Source organism: Pseudobdellovibrionaceae bacterium (assembly GCA_019637875.1).
GTDB lineage: Bacteria > Bdellovibrionota > Bdellovibrionia > Bdellovibrionales > Bdellovibrionaceae > JAHBUW01.
Genome location: JAHBUW010000001.1, coordinates 483,536 through 497,617 on the forward strand (window position 1 = coordinate 483,536; position 14,082 = coordinate 497,617).

Consider the following 14,082-nt stretch of genomic DNA (forward strand, 5'->3'; position numbering starts at 1 on the left):
TGAAGGCGTGGCCGTTTGGCAGAGCCGGGTCGCGAAATCCCACGCAAGCTGGACTTTGGTGAGGCGACCCGCTACATTCGGTGCCCATGTCACTCGCGACTCCTTGGAAAGACGTTACTTTCGTGGCCTTCGATACCGAAACTTCGGGCGCTTTTCCCGTGGGTTTTGAGATCGTCGAGATGGGCGCGGTCAAATGGAAGAACGGTCAGATCCTCGATCGGTTCCAAGCGCTGATCAAACCCAGCGTCCCCATGGGGGAAGAGGTCATCAAGATCCACGGCATCACGAACGAGATGGTCGCCGATGCGCCGCCTTTGAGCGAGGTTTTACCGAAGTTCATGGAGTTTCTGGGCGACGCGGTGATCATCGCACACCATGCGCCGTTCGATCTGGGCTTTTTGGTTTACGATTTGGAGCGCGCGGGCCTGAAGGTGCCGACCACGCCGGCGCTGTGCTCGAGTCTGCTCGCCCGTCGCATGATCACGGAAAGTGAAAACCACCGCCTGCAAACCTTGGTGAAGGTGCTGAATCTCGGCGAGAACACCGCGCACCGTGCGCTCGACGATGCGGAATCGTGCCAGCGCCTGAGCGAGATCATCTTCGCCCGCGTGGGTGCGGACGCGACGCTTGCGGAAATCACCAACAAGATGGCGAAGCGGGTCGTCTGGAGCGACTATACGCTTTTGAACTCGGGCCAAGAGAATCTGAAAACCTTGGTCGAAGCGGTTCGTAGCAAAAAAGACGTCGATTTCGTCTATGGTGGCGGCTCGAACAAAGGCCTCACCCGGCGTATGACCCCCATCGGCGTCGTCCGCAACCCTGATGGCGACTTTGTTCAGGCCATCTGCCATATCGACCGCGCCAGCAAACGTTTCTACGTCGGCCGCATGACGGATCTGCAAATCGTTTATTAGATTACTTATCTTTGGGCAGCGCCCGATTGATCGCTTCCGCGAGTTCGTGGAAGTAGTCCTTCTCGCGGAACGTGATGAAACGTTTGTTCTTGGGGTTCTCGCCGACGGAGTTCAGGTAGTTGCAGGCGTGATAGATGGGGCCGGCGATCCGGTGCGAGACGAGCAGCAGGAAGCTCATGATGATGAAGCTGACGGCGACGAGCACCATGACGAACCAGGGGAACATCAGGGAGTGCAGGCCTTCGATGGCTTCGACGAGATTCGCTTCGGTACCGCGTTTTTCGATCACGATCTGCGAAACCTGGAACAAGAAGAACGTCTCGTAGAAATAGAAGAGTGCGGTGACGATGACGATCAGAAGCAGGCCCTGCACCATCACGCTGAGCTGGAAGCGGGGATTGATCAGGAGGATGCGACGGCGATTTGCCGCCGCTTTGGCTTGCTCGATGATCGGATCGCTTGCGGTACCGGTTCCGGTGCTCTTCTTGGTGTCGTCGCCCACGGTTTTCATCTCGTCCTCGGGTGATTTGTATTAAGCGGAGTGTCTCGCGTTCGGGTCCGGAGAGGGCAGCGCTTCCACCGGCGTTTCGCGACCGACCTCGGGCGCGGCGGGCGCCAAAGGACCGCGCAGTTCCGTCATTTTGTCCTGAATCTGGCGATGCAAGGCTTCGAGCTGTTTGAACTCGTCCTTCGCGCGGAGTTTCAGCGGTCGCATGTCCTTGCCGCTCTCCAGATTGCGTAAGGTCTCGAGCATGGAGCGCTCGAAAGCGTAAATGGGACCCGCGATCTTATGTGAGATGACTTTCCCCACCGTGAAGAGACCGAGCGAGAAACCGACGCTGATCAGGGCGAAGACCTGCGCGAACGGCATCACGTACTTGTCCAAGCGGGGATCGTTCTCGCCCAGCAGGTCGATCAGCGCGACGCGGATGTAGGTGAAGCTGAAAACCATCGTCACGAGCGAGATTCCGAGGCCGACCCCGAGCAGGATCGCGCAGTATTTGAGCTGGAATTTCTTGTTCACCCAGTACTGCTTGCGGATGTTGTTTTCGGGCCAAATCAAGTCGCCGTCCTTGAAGACGCCGATCAGGATCAGGGCGTAGCCGACCCACTGAAGGGCGTCCGCGACGTTGAAGACCGGGGACTGCCATCTTTCATTGCCGATGACGATGAAGTCGACGACTTCGCCCCACAGGATGCGGTCCGTGACGTTCCCCATGATGCCGCCGAGGACGATCGACAGACCCGTGCGGAGTTTCATGGTTTTGATCGGGAGCAGGAATTGGATCAAGGCGTAGATGCAAACCAGGAACGCGCCGGCAGTCGACAGCGACACGATCCGCAGGAATTCCGGCAGATTCGAGAACAGCCCGAGCATCGCGCCTTTGTTATGGTGAAGTACGAAATGCAAATACTCGTACTGCGAGACGGTGCCTTGAATACCGACGGCCCACATCTTCGACAGACGATCGAGCGCCCACGTCACCGCTAACGGAAAAAATACGACAACCCAGTCTTCTCTTCTCATGCCCCTTCAGGTTAAGGGCGTTGCCTTGGAACCCGCAATGGCGGTCTGATTTCGGCCACTTGTTTTGGCCGTATAGAGGGCTCGGTCTGCACTTTCGACAATCTGGGCTGGATCTTCGGCGTGATCCGGATACGCGGCCAGACCCAGACTTAAATGGAGGCCGAGCTCCGCGCTCGCCTTCAGTCGTAGGCGTTCCGCGACTTCGAAGGCTTCTTCGGTTCCAGCTTCGGGCAGCAGAATCGCGAACTCGTCGCCGCCGTAGCGGCAGACCCAGTCAATCGCGCGCACGCTTTCGGTGAAGAGGCGCGAAAGTTTGCGCAGTACTTCGTCGCCGTAGCTGTGTCCTTTCTCGTCGTTCATTTCTTTGAAGCGATCGAGGTCGATCATGAGGAGGGAGTAAGGACGGCGATGCCGGCGGGCGCGGCTGGATTCGCGCACCATCTGTTGCAGGAATCCGCGGCGATTCCAAAGGTGCGTGACCGGATCGGTCAGCGAGAGCTCTTGCCAGTATTGGCGGTCTTTCAACACGCGGGTCATCGCGAGCCCCTCGAGGACCGATTGGCGCAGCTCTTCGACGGCCCAAGGTTTGCGCAGGACACGGTGCGCGAGGTCGCGGTTCAAAAATTGAATCAAGTCCGCTTCGGTCAGTTGTCCCGAGATCACCAGCCGCGCGGTGGTGGGCCAGTTGGCGCGGGCCTTCGCGAGCACTTCGAGCGCGCGTCCGTCCGCCAGCTGCAAATCGCAGAGAAACAGATCCGGCGCGGCCGCCTGAAAAATTTCGGACGAGGACGCGAAAAGCGCGTAATCGTAATCCGGCCCCAACGCGCGGGTGAGCGCCCGGTGCTGATCCGTATCATCATCAAGAATCATAAGAGTTAGACGCCGGACCCCGGATGCCATTCACAAAATTGAAGCGTTCCGCGCGCCACTTGGCAAGCCTCACGATCACCAGTAGCGTGGATGGATATGCTGCGAAATTTTTTGATCCCCGCGATGCTCGTTTCCGCTTCCCTTTTTCATTTTAACGCTCCCGCACGTGCGACCGGCGTACTGGAGAACGACTTTCGCGCTCGTTTGAAGTCCGCAAAGCTGAAACCGGAAGATTTCGGCGTGATGATTGGCGAAGTCGGAGCCGAGGCTTTGCTCAGCCTGAACGCCGAGCGCCCCATGATTCCGGCCTCGATCACGAAGCTCGTGACCGCGGCTTCTTTCTTGAAACACTATCCGCCCGGAACCAAGTTTAAAACTCAGCTGGTCGCCGACGCGAACGTCACAGGGGCGACGCTCAAGGGGAGTCTGTACCTGAAAGGCGCGGGCGATCCGGCGTTCGTATCCGAAACGATGTGGTTTCTGGTCAACGCCTTCACCCGCACGGGCGTCACGCAAGTCGACGGGGATCTGATCGTCGACGACAATCTGTTCGATAGCCTGCGCTACGATCCGTCCCGTCAGGCGGACCGGGTGGATCGCGCCTACGATGCGCCCACGGGGGCGATGTCGTTCAATTGGAATTCGGTCAACATCTTCGTGCGACCGGGAGCCAAGGCCGGGGATGCCGCGCGCGTTTGGCTGGATCCGGAAAACGAGTACGTGCGTCTGCGCGGAAGCGTGAAGACCTCGGGGAAGGGCGTGAACGTCAATATCGACCGCGATTTCGATAAAAAGTCCGGTCAGGACGTGATTCATGTTTCGGGTTCGATCGCTCCCGGCGCCAATGAGTACGTACAGTTCAAAAACATCACGAGTCCTGATCTGTGGGCGGGGGCGAATCTGAAATCCTTCCTGGCCCAGCGCGGGGTTAACGTGAAAGGGAAGGTTCTGCCCGGCCGCGCGCCGGAATCTGCGAAAGTTTTGGCCGAGGCGGAGTCCAAACCGGTCGAGCAGATCGTCGCGGATATGAACAAGTTCTCGAACAACTACGTGGCCGAAATGTTGACGAAACATCTGGGCCTGCTGCGCCAGAAACCCGGGACCATCGCGGGAGGTATGAAGGTGATCGAAGAGGATCTGCAGTCGATCGGGATCGGCAAGGACCAGATGCTGCTGACGAATCCTTCGGGGCTGACGCGTGACAATCGCATCACCGCCCAGGCGATGTGGACGCTTCTCAAAAGCGTCGAAACCGACTTTCAAAGTTATCCGGAGTTCGTGGCCTCGCTGCCGATCAGCGGGATCGACGGAACACTCAAGAAGCGGATGAAGGACAACGGTGGCGAGCGCCAGGTCCGGGCCAAGACTGGACTCTTGACCGGAGTGATCGCGCTGGCCGGTTACGGCGCTGGCAAAAAGACCGGAAAAGCGGTGCCGTTCGTGTTCATTTACAACGGGAATGCCGATGGAGCTTTAGTGAGGTCCGTCGTTGATCGTTTCGTGGTGGAAAAGATCGTGAACGGCGAGGAACTTCAGAAGGTTCAGTGATGTTGAAGCGCGGATTGATTTTCAATTTAGCTCTCTCGATCGTGCTCTCCTCCGTGGCGAGCAGCTCGGGCTTCGCTTGGCAGCGCTATCCCGATAGCGAGGCGAAAGGCGAAGAACTCATTCCGGGCCTCGCACCGGGTGGGCCGGGGACCGAGGGTCCCGATGCCGACATCGAATTGACCAAAGAAGATCTCGATACGCCCGTGACCCATCAAGAGATTGAAGGGGATCGCAATCTGACCTCCGCGCGTCCGTGGCGCGCTTCGGATTTTACCAATCAAAAAGGGGCGCTCGGTTGGAATGAAACCGCTTTCGCGATCCCGCGCGGGCTGGAGCCGAACGTGGCGTTCTGGCTCGACATCTACACGAAGTACACGACCGATCAGGGCGTCGTTCACGATGCCGAATACATCGACCTCGTTTACGAAGTCCTCGATTTCACGCCCATCATGATGCGCACGGATATCAACATCTTCAAAAAAGAGCGCATGAAGACCCAACGGGTGAAAGAGGCGAAAGAGCGCGTGAAGGCGCTGCTGAAGAAGTTGAACGACACCACCGATCCCGAATCGCTGAGCGCGGACGAGCGCAAGATCTGGGACTACTTCACGAAATTCGACAGCAAGAAAAAATTCTCCGAGGCGATGGATAAAGATCGCATTCGCTTCCAATTGGGGCAGCGTGACCGCGTGATCCAGGGGATCTTCTTTTCGGGACGTTACCTGGAGGACTTTGAAAAGGTCTTCAAAGAGGCGGGCCTGCCGATCGAGCTTTCGCGACTGCCTTTCGTGGAATCTTCGTTCAACGTGATGGCGCGATCGAAAGTCGGCGCGAGCGGTCTGTGGCAGATCATGCCCTATACGGCCCGCGGCTACATGATGATGAACAAAGCCATCGACAAGCGGAATCACCCGGTCGAGGGCGCGAAGATGGCGGCGAAGCTTCTGCGCGACAATTACCGCATGCTGGGCATGTGGCCGCTCGCGGTGACGGGTTACAACCACGGTCCCACCGGCGTTCTGCGTTTGACCAAGCTGCACAAATCCAAAGAGATCGGCGATCTATTCCCGAAGGGCGCGAAGAAACGCCTGGGATTCGCGTCGCGGAACTTCTACGCGAGCTTCATGGCGATCCTGGAAGTCGAGCGCAACGCCCCCAAGTATTTCGGCAATGTGCAGTGGTCGCAGCCCTTGGCTTCGGTCGACGTGAAGTTGCCATTTGCCATAAAGTATAAGGACGTTTTGCGTTGGTTTGAGGGCGACGACCACCGTGCGCAAATCTTCAATCCGCACATCACCTTCGACGCGCGCAAAGGAAAATTTCCCCTGCCTCCGGGCGCGTTGATCTCGGTGCCGATTTCGAAAAAAGACCAAATCCTAGGCGAATTGAAGGATGCGAAATCCTTTAAGCGGCTGAGCGAAGGTCAATAATCCCTACTGGCCACACCCCCTGAACTTGCAGTAAACCCAAACCGTGAAAGTCGCGGTTTTGGGTGCGGGCGGTTTTGTCGGACGGGCCCTTCTTCAAAATAATCTTGGCATCGACTGGGTCGCCGTCCAGCGCGGGGAGCCCTCGCAGCTCGTGCGCGAGCATTGCGAGTGGCGGAGCTGCGACCTGCTCGATCCGGTCCAGACCGAGATCGCGCTCGCGGGAATCGACGTCGCGGTCTTTCTGGTGCACTCGATGGCGCCACGGGGGATCGAACTTCAGGGTTATTTTCAAGACATCGATGCGCTGATCGCCCTGAACGTCGCCGAAGCGGCCCGCGCGCAGGGGGTAAAGAAGATCGTCTATCTGGGCGGGCTTCTGCCCGCGAACCACCACCTGTCACCACATTTGGAAAGCCGCTTGGAGGTCGAAGAGATTTTGCGAACGGCGGGGTGTCCCGTGATTTCCCTGCGCGCGGGAATCGTGATCGGCGCGCAAGGATCTTCTTTCGCGATGATGTCCAAGCTGGTGCGGCGTTTGCCCGTTATGCTCGCGCCGTCGTGGACCGCTTCGAAGACGGAAGCGGTCGCCCTCGAGGATGCGGTCCACGCGCTGCTGGAAGCCGTGCGTATGGAGGTTCCCGACCACCGCGTTTTCGATCTCGGGTCGGGTGAGCCGTTGAGTTATCGCGAGCTCATGTGCGTGACCGCCGATCTGATGGGGTTGAAACGTCGAATTTTGCCGGTGCCGTGGTTGAATCCGCGCATGTCGGTGGCGTGGGTCAGCTTGATCACCGGCGCGAAGCGTGAACTAGTGCGTCCCCTCGTGCAGAGCCTGCTCGAAGATATGCTACCGCGTGAGACTCACCGGTTTCCCGGTCGACGGCCGCCGACACCATTGCGAGAAGTTTTGAAACAGGTTTTGGACGCCGAAAAAAATCCCGCGCGAAGGGTTCCCTTGAAGAAGAAACCGCGCTTGCCGCACTGGGGTTTTCAAACGCGCATCGTGAACCGGTTACCTTACCTCGAGCACTTCAATGAGTTGCAGACGGGGCGCGCCTACTTCCATTGGCTAGGACAATTTTTGCCGGGTCTGGTGCGCGTACGCCCGGTAACGGCGGATAACTTTCGGATCTTTTTCGGTTTCTTGCCAAAGGCTTTTTTGATTTTGAAACGACATCCGGAGCAGGAGCGGCCCGGCTTAGCGGTTTTTGAAATCGAGCAGGGCTTGCTGGTGCGTCGGGGCGACGCCGAAGGGCCGAACTCCTTGCAAAGCTTTTCGTTTCGTCGCTCGCGCGAGGCCAAACTGTCCTTGGGAGTCATCGAAAACTACTCGCCGCGCCTGCCGCGCTGGACATATCGATGGACCCAGGCCCTGGCGCACGGGGTGGTCATGAGGCTTTTTGCGCGCCATTTGTCGAGTCGGTACCATCAGCCGGTCCGGTCACCGGTTGAGGAACGTCTGGTTCGGAACATCTCGGATCAAGAATCCCCGGGTCCCCACCGATAAAAAGTCGATGTTTGCCACAAGGATGCTGGCCATTGGATCACTGCTCTGGGGGATGAGCGCGTTCGCGCAATCCTCCGCCGCGCGTTTGGATTACGCCGGCCGTCTTTTTGATCAAAACGGAAATCCTTTTTCGGGCGTGATTTCGGTCCGCGCCGACATTCGCGTGACGGTCGCGGGATCGCCTTGCGTTCTTTACCGCCGCGAGCAGATGGCCGGGGCCGCCGATCAGGTGCACACCGACGGTGACGGGCAGTTCAATGTCGTCATCCGGACGGGCGTGGATACCGTCGATCCCACAGAGTACGAAGCGGCGGGTTTGGGGTCGATTCTTTCGTTGACGCAGATTACGCCGCTCAGTTGCCAGGGCGGCGGCTTGAGCTTCGTTCCCAGCTCCAATCCCGAACGGATCGTCGAAATTTCCGTTTCGTTGAACAACGGCACCACGTGGGAAGTCGTCGATGAACAGCTGGCGAGTCCGGCGGCACAAAGCTTCGACACGATGGCCTTCGCGGGATACCCCATCGCGAACTTCGTTTACGACAACGGCGACGGTAAGATCACGCGCGCGAAAGTCGAGACCCTTCTGGATTCTCCGTACTCGGCGAATTTGCGCGACTTCGCGACCAGCGGGACGTTGGCGGTCTCTTCGCTGAGCCTGTCGAGCTTCGGTACGTTGGGAAGCTCCGTCGTCAGTCGTGACTACGCGAATGAAAACTTGGCGGGTGCCGACGCGACCTCGCTTGGAACCTTGGGCGCGGGGGATGCCAACCAGTTCATCATGTGGGATGGAACGAAGTGGGTGGCCGGTGCGCCGCCCGCCACGGCCACGGCGGGCCTGACCGGACATCTACAATTCAATTCGGGCGGTACACTCGGGGCTTCCGCGAACCTGAATTGGAATAACGTCAACGCTTACTTGGGCGTCGGTACGCCGTCGCCCGGGACGGCCTTGCACGTCCGCGGTGACGGTCCACCGGTCACCGTGCAGGTCGCTAACGTCAGTTCACGTATGCTGCGATTCCAAAACAGCGCGGGGGCCACGCTCGCCGAGCTCGGTTCGAATGCGACTTACCCCTTCGCGATTTATCCCGGGGCCGCGGGCACGCCGAATCTATTCATGCACGCGGACGGGCGGGTCGGTGTCGGGGACAGCTCCATGCCCATCAACGAGACCTCGCTTTACGCCAATCGCCTGACGACGAATCCCGTCGTCGATCAGAACGCGGGGGCCTACTCGGCGTTTCCGACGTATTCGGCTAGCGGGAGCGCGAACGTCCGTGGGTTGTTCGCTAACGTCTCGCCCCAAGCGAATTCGGGAGTCGTCGCGAGCGGCGTGCAGATGGGGGCCGAGACTCGGGCCGTCGTGGAAGCTCCCTCCGCCGGCAATTTCAATTTTTTGACGGGACTGCGGACTTCGGCGGGATCGGCCACCGGTTATTCCGGCACCATCGGTTACGCGATCGGCTTGCAGGTTTCACCCGAGCGGGGCTCGGGCGTCATCGGGACGCTGATCGGCATTCAGATTGACGGCAATTCCGGGAGTGCTTCGGTGTTGAACGAATACGGTTTGATGCAAGTTTCGTCTCAGGCACGGAATGAATTCGGCGGGCGTTTGGCGATTGGAACGACGAACGTCTCGAACCCTTCGATCTTGCTCGTTGAGCGCCAGCAAAACGCGGACACGAGTATCTTAGTTCGCAATCCCGGCACCGGATTGGCGGCGCGGGCGGGAATCAACTTCGAAAACAACGTGACCCTTGCGGGAAGACTTTGGACGGCGAGCTCAGGTTATTCGGCGACTCATCTGCGGCAGAACTTAATTCTGGAGTCCGAGAACACGAATCTCAATCTCATCTCGTCCGATGAAATGCGGTTCTTCACGGGTGGGCGGAACGTCACGAACGAAGCGCTGCGGATCACGAACGGTTCGGTGTCGATCGGTTATACCGGTGTTGATGCGAAGCTCGGCGTTCAGGGATTCTCGGGACAAACGTTAAAGATTGTCGACGGCAATCAAGGTGCGGGCAAGGTTCTCACCTCGGATGCCAACGGGCAGGCGAGTTGGCAAACGCCGGCGGCCGGAGGCGGTTCGGTGACGGCGACGAATCTTGGTCTTTTGTCCGCAAACACGGAAACTCATGTCATGAATTACACGGCCCCCGGTGGTGGCGGGGGTATCGCGAACGCGACGGCGTCGGAGCTCAACTTTTCGGGGACGGGCGGGCCGCAAATCCTCTCAGGATCCTACGGAAAACTTACCGTCTCGGGATCTCCGAATTCTCAGTACATTGGCGGAGGCGTGCTTCACGCGGCGTCCGCCTCGGGCTCGAGCGTCTCGAACCTGAACGGGCTGTTGGGGATCGTCGAAATTCGGGGTGGCAGTACGGTGACGACGGCCGCGGCCGGACGATTCGACTTCATCGATGGCGGGGCGACCAATGCCTACGGTATTTACGTCGGCTCCGTGAACGGCACCAACAAGTGGTCCATTTATTCGAACCAGCCCAACGCGCCCGTCTACGTCGCGGGAAGCATGGGTTTGGGCGTCACCGTTCCCAGCGAGAAACTCGAAGTGTCCGGCGTGGTCTACTCAAACTCGGGCGGATTTAAATTCCCCGATGGTTCGACGCAAACGACGGCCGCGGTGGCGACGGGCACGGTCATCTTCATCGTCCCGAACGCGACATGTCTCGCGTCTACGACCTGCTATACGGCGCCGGGAATGTCGTCGATGTCTCCGTCGGAAATTCAGGTTCCCGTCCCCCGAGCGGGAACGATCCGTGCGATTCTTGTCCGCACCTCCACGGCGCAGCCTGGGACCGGCGCCATCTCGGTTACGATTCGTAACAATACGGTGAACGGTATCGGTGTTGGCATTCCGGCGGGGGCCGCGGCGGGTAACTTCCAGGGAGTCGGGACGATGTTGTTCGCCGCGGAAGATTTGATTTCCATCCGAATGCAGAATCTAGCCGGGGCCGTGTCCGCGAACATCGTTTCCATCAGCTTCGTGTACGAATAAAAAAGGCCCCGTGCGGGGCCTTCGTTCAACTTACAATTCGTAAACGGAACTTTTCAGAACCCGCCGTGGGTCGTCGCTGTATTCGATCAGGTACAGCGCGGGCTCCAGATTTTTCTGGAAGACCGCGGGGATCACGGCCGCGCCCGGGTAGAAGCCGTCGCGGCTGAAGCCACCCTTGGGATCGAGTTCGAAAGTGAACGACACGATTTTGTGCGCGCCGTAGGTCCAATCCGTCAGATCGCCGCTCGCGATATAAAGATCCGCCGAGCTTTGCGGCTTGTAGCCGTTCCACTTCGCCATTTGTCCCGCCATCGTCTCGTGTACGCGTTGATCCACGCTATCCATCGAGCCGCGTTTGTGGCCCCACGGATACAGAATCAGCTCCGAGAACGTATGGTAGCTGAGCACCACGTTGATGTTCGGCTGCGCCTCGATGAATTTCTTCACCGCTTGCGTCTCGGGTTCCGAGAACGCATTGGGACCCATGTAGGTTTCGTCGTTCGTCCGTTTCGAGGAGCCGCCCGTGCCCCACTGGAAGCCGTAGTTGCGATTCAGATCGACGCCGTAAGTGCGGTCGCGGTTGTCGCGGCGGTTTTTGCGCCAGTACTGGTATTTGCCGGTCGCGATGTCGAACTCCAACCCGTCGGCGTTCAGCGCTGGCGCGATGTGGATGTCACGTGAGTCGACGAGCGCTTTGATGCGCGCGTCACCCGCAGTGTACGACTTCAACAGATGTTCGATCAACATCAGCGGAAGTTCCACGCTCAAATGCTCGCGTGCGTGGTGACCGCCGACAAAGAAAATGCCCGGGCGTTCCGAGGCGGTTTGCATGTCGCCGCTGATGCGCATCTTCCAGATCGCACGGCCCTCAGTCGTCTGACCCATCGGCTCGAGCTTTGAAATCGCGGGGTATTGCGACGCCAGGTTGAAGAGTTTGTCCTCGAGTTCGAAGTAGTTATGGAAGGCCTGATCGGCCTGCGGAAAATCGAACGCGCGCAAAGCCGGAATCGCCGAAACGACTTTATGTCCGCTTTCCAGATCGCGTAAGGTTTCTTTCGACGCGAACGCGAGAACGTAGTCCTCGAACACGCTTTCGATCGAAGCGCCTGTGTCCGCGATGAGCGAACGTGCGAACGCGTCTTTCGCTTCCACTTTCACCCAGTACTGCGTTTGATCTTCCGAAATCGCTCCGGGAACCGCGGTGCCCAATGCGAGAAATAGAACGAAGATGGCCAACCATGGCTGCCGTTTCATGATCCCCTCCATAGGAATTCACTTGATGTCTTTGTCCGTGACGCTAGTCGGACGACGCGCGTGCGGGAAATCGAATGATGTGACGACAGTTATTCGCTTTCGTTATGACCGCGACGATGGTCCAGTAGGCGGGCCCGACATTGGTCTAGGCGTGAGCGCCGCTCGGGTCGCGGTTTTTAGAAGAAGAGTTGCAGTTGGATTTCCGGGTGAACCGCGACGGAGTTTTTGTAAACCGCAGTGAAATCAAGCTTCGGATCTTTCTTCATGTACTCGTTGTACACCTGATTGTAGGCGGAACGCGTGATGTTCGTGAAGTAGCCCGTCGCCGACAAACCGAACTGAATGTAACCGCCTTCGAAGCGGTAGGCCGTTGACGCTCCGAAGTGATAATTCGGATAGCGATAGTTAAGACCGATCGCGCCGAACTCCAGCGCCACGCGCGTGTGCGGGGTCGTCGCGATTTCTTGCAGCGTCGTGAAGCTCAGTTGTCCTTGCGGCTCGCTGTCGTTGAAGCTCCAGCGCTTCAGCGAGAACGGCACGTCCATGTTCATGAAGTGCATATAGTTGAGGGACCAGTGGATCCGGTGAAAACGGCTGACCCGTGATCGGTAGTTCAGCCAAAGCGATCCCGCCTCCATCTTATAGAGCTTGCCGATTTCGGGATTGTCTTTGAAGTAGCTCGCCTGAAAACCCCAGCTTTCCGCTTTCTGCGGATCCGCTTGAAAGCGCAGGCTCAGGTTGTTCATGTTGTAAAAGCCCAAGAGCCACGGACTAACCGCGACCGTGTAGCGGTCCGACAGACCGACGCCGACCACCATCGTGCCGAATGTCGTCTCGCCCTTTTCGAGCGTCGATACGGCCGGGGTCATGAGATGACCCATGGTGAAACCCGCCGAAATCTTGCGCCGCTTTTTCTTGTCTTGGTTTACGACGGCGATCCCGGTGTCGTGGCTCACGCCGTTGGCCTCTTCGCTTGCGGCCTTGGGCTTCGTCCGTGGCTTGGGTTTCGGCGCGGCTGGCCGTGGCGGAGCCTCTTCCGTCAACGGAGCTTCGGTGGGAGGGGGAGTTTCGGCGGCGTTCGTTGCGGGGGCGGGGGCGGGCGCGTCGGCTTCGGGCGCAGCCTCGGGTTCGGGTTCGCTCGGCGTCGCCACCGCGGCGGGCGGCGTGGGGGCCTGCGGAGGCTGAGCAGGCTCACCCTCGCCTTCGAACATCGGGATCTCGTCACCGATTTCGGGAAGCTGCGCAGAGGCGGGACTCGCGCCCAGCAGCAGGAAAATCAAGAAGGGTGCGGCCCAGAGGACCGACGGGAGTTTCTTCACAGGAACTTCAGAATCTCATGACGACGAAAAACCGGGGAGACCGGTGATGACGAAACGGGACCTGAGTCGCAGGACGGAAGACCCCAAGACCTACTGGAGGCCTTGAGTTGTGAATGAGTCCAAGACCTACTGGAGGTCTTGGACTTGCGCGATGTAAGGCAGGTTGCGGTATTGGCCTTGGTAGTCCAGGCCGTAGCCGACGACGAAGTCGTTGGGGATTTTGAAGCCGACGAAATCCACTTCGCAGGGGACTTTCAAAGCGTCGGGTTTTTCCAAGAGCGTGACGGTCGTGAGCGAAGCGGGCTTACGCGCACCGAGAGTCGACTTCAGGTAGTTCATGGTCAGGCCCGTGTCGACGATGTCTTCGACGAGCAGAACGTGTTTGCCCTCGATGGGATGGGTCAGATCCAAGGTCACTTTCACTTCACCCGAAGAGCTCGTGCCGGTGTAGCTCGAAACTCCGAAAAACTCACAGGTCACATCGGTGCGAATCTTACGGATCAGATCCGAGTAGAACATGAACGAGCCTTTGAGCACGCAGACCGCGACGACATCTTTGCCGTCGAATTTTTTAGTGAGGGCTTCGCCCAGCTCGCTGATTTTCGCCTGGATTTTTTCGGCACTGATGTACGGAGAGATTTTCAGGTTTTGCATGCGGCCCCCACTGTGAACTCCCAAACTGCCCGAGAGCCA

The 14,082-nt window shown here is 58.7% G+C and carries 11 protein-coding genes; 5 read left to right on the forward strand and 6 right to left on the reverse strand.

The window, feature by feature from the left end; genetic code table 11:
- The first annotated feature begins 86 nt into the window (after positions 1–86).
- Positions 87–914 (forward strand): 3'-5' exoribonuclease, encoded by an 828-nt coding sequence (locus tag KF767_02445; GenBank protein ID MBX3016722.1) that lies wholly within the window; start codon positions 87–89, stop codon positions 912–914.
- Position 915: 1 nt separating this feature from the next.
- On the opposite strand, the gene KF767_02450 is transcribed toward KF767_02445, so the two are convergent.
- Genes KF767_02450 through KF767_02460 form a run of 3 tightly spaced genes read right to left on the reverse strand, consistent with a single transcriptional unit; the run spans position 916 to position 3,312 of the window.
- Positions 916–1,425 carry a hypothetical protein gene (locus KF767_02450; GenBank protein MBX3016723.1) on the reverse strand — a complete coding sequence of 170 codons (510 nt, stop codon included), beginning with the start codon at positions 1,423–1,425 and terminating at the stop codon, positions 916–918.
- A gap of 21 nt (positions 1,426–1,446) precedes the next feature.
- Positions 1,447–2,442 carry a signal peptidase II gene (locus KF767_02455; protein ID MBX3016724.1) on the reverse strand — a complete coding sequence of 332 codons (996 nt, stop codon included), beginning with the start codon at positions 2,440–2,442 and terminating at the stop codon, positions 1,447–1,449.
- A 6-nt stretch (positions 2,443–2,448) separates the two neighbouring features.
- Positions 2,449–3,312: a diguanylate cyclase gene (locus KF767_02460; protein MBX3016725.1), complete on the reverse strand. Its 864-nt coding sequence runs from the start codon at positions 3,310–3,312 to the stop codon at positions 2,449–2,451.
- A gap of 90 nt (positions 3,313–3,402) precedes the next feature.
- Between KF767_02460 and dacB the strand changes: the two genes are divergently transcribed.
- From dacB to KF767_02480, 4 genes are read left to right on the forward strand one after another with little or no spacing between them, the layout of a single operon-like run.
- Positions 3,403–4,860, forward strand: a complete 1,458-nt coding sequence (gene dacB, locus KF767_02465) for a D-alanyl-D-alanine carboxypeptidase/D-alanyl-D-alanine-endopeptidase (protein MBX3016726.1) — start codon at positions 3,403–3,405, stop codon at positions 4,858–4,860.
- On the forward strand, positions 4,860–6,290 hold the full coding sequence (locus KF767_02470) for a lytic transglycosylase domain-containing protein (protein ID MBX3016727.1): 1,431 nt from the start codon (positions 4,860–4,862) through the stop codon (positions 6,288–6,290). The genes dacB and KF767_02470 overlap by 1 nt, the downstream gene beginning before the upstream one ends.
- 43 nt (positions 6,291–6,333) lie before the next feature.
- Positions 6,334–7,797 carry an NAD-dependent epimerase/dehydratase family protein gene (locus KF767_02475; GenBank protein ID MBX3016728.1) on the forward strand — a complete coding sequence of 488 codons (1,464 nt, stop codon included), beginning with the start codon at positions 6,334–6,336 and terminating at the stop codon, positions 7,795–7,797.
- A gap of 7 nt (positions 7,798–7,804) precedes the next feature.
- Positions 7,805–10,816 carry a hypothetical protein gene (locus KF767_02480; protein MBX3016729.1) on the forward strand — a complete coding sequence of 1,004 codons (3,012 nt, stop codon included), beginning with the start codon at positions 7,805–7,807 and terminating at the stop codon, positions 10,814–10,816.
- A 30-nt stretch (positions 10,817–10,846) separates the two neighbouring features.
- Here the strand turns inward: KF767_02480 and KF767_02485 are convergent, their stop codons facing one another.
- The 3 genes from KF767_02485 to hpt form a co-directional block, all read right to left on the reverse strand.
- Positions 10,847–12,070, reverse strand: a complete 1,224-nt coding sequence (locus KF767_02485; protein MBX3016730.1) for a zinc carboxypeptidase — start codon at positions 12,068–12,070, stop codon at positions 10,847–10,849.
- Between the two features lie 176 nt (positions 12,071–12,246).
- Positions 12,247–13,389, reverse strand: coding sequence for a hypothetical protein (locus KF767_02490; GenBank protein ID MBX3016731.1), 1,143 nt, complete (start codon positions 13,387–13,389; stop codon positions 12,247–12,249).
- A 126-nt stretch (positions 13,390–13,515) separates the two neighbouring features.
- Positions 13,516–14,043: a hypoxanthine phosphoribosyltransferase gene (gene hpt, locus KF767_02495; protein MBX3016732.1), complete on the reverse strand. Its 528-nt coding sequence runs from the start codon at positions 14,041–14,043 to the stop codon at positions 13,516–13,518.
- Positions 14,044–14,082 lie beyond the last annotated feature (39 nt).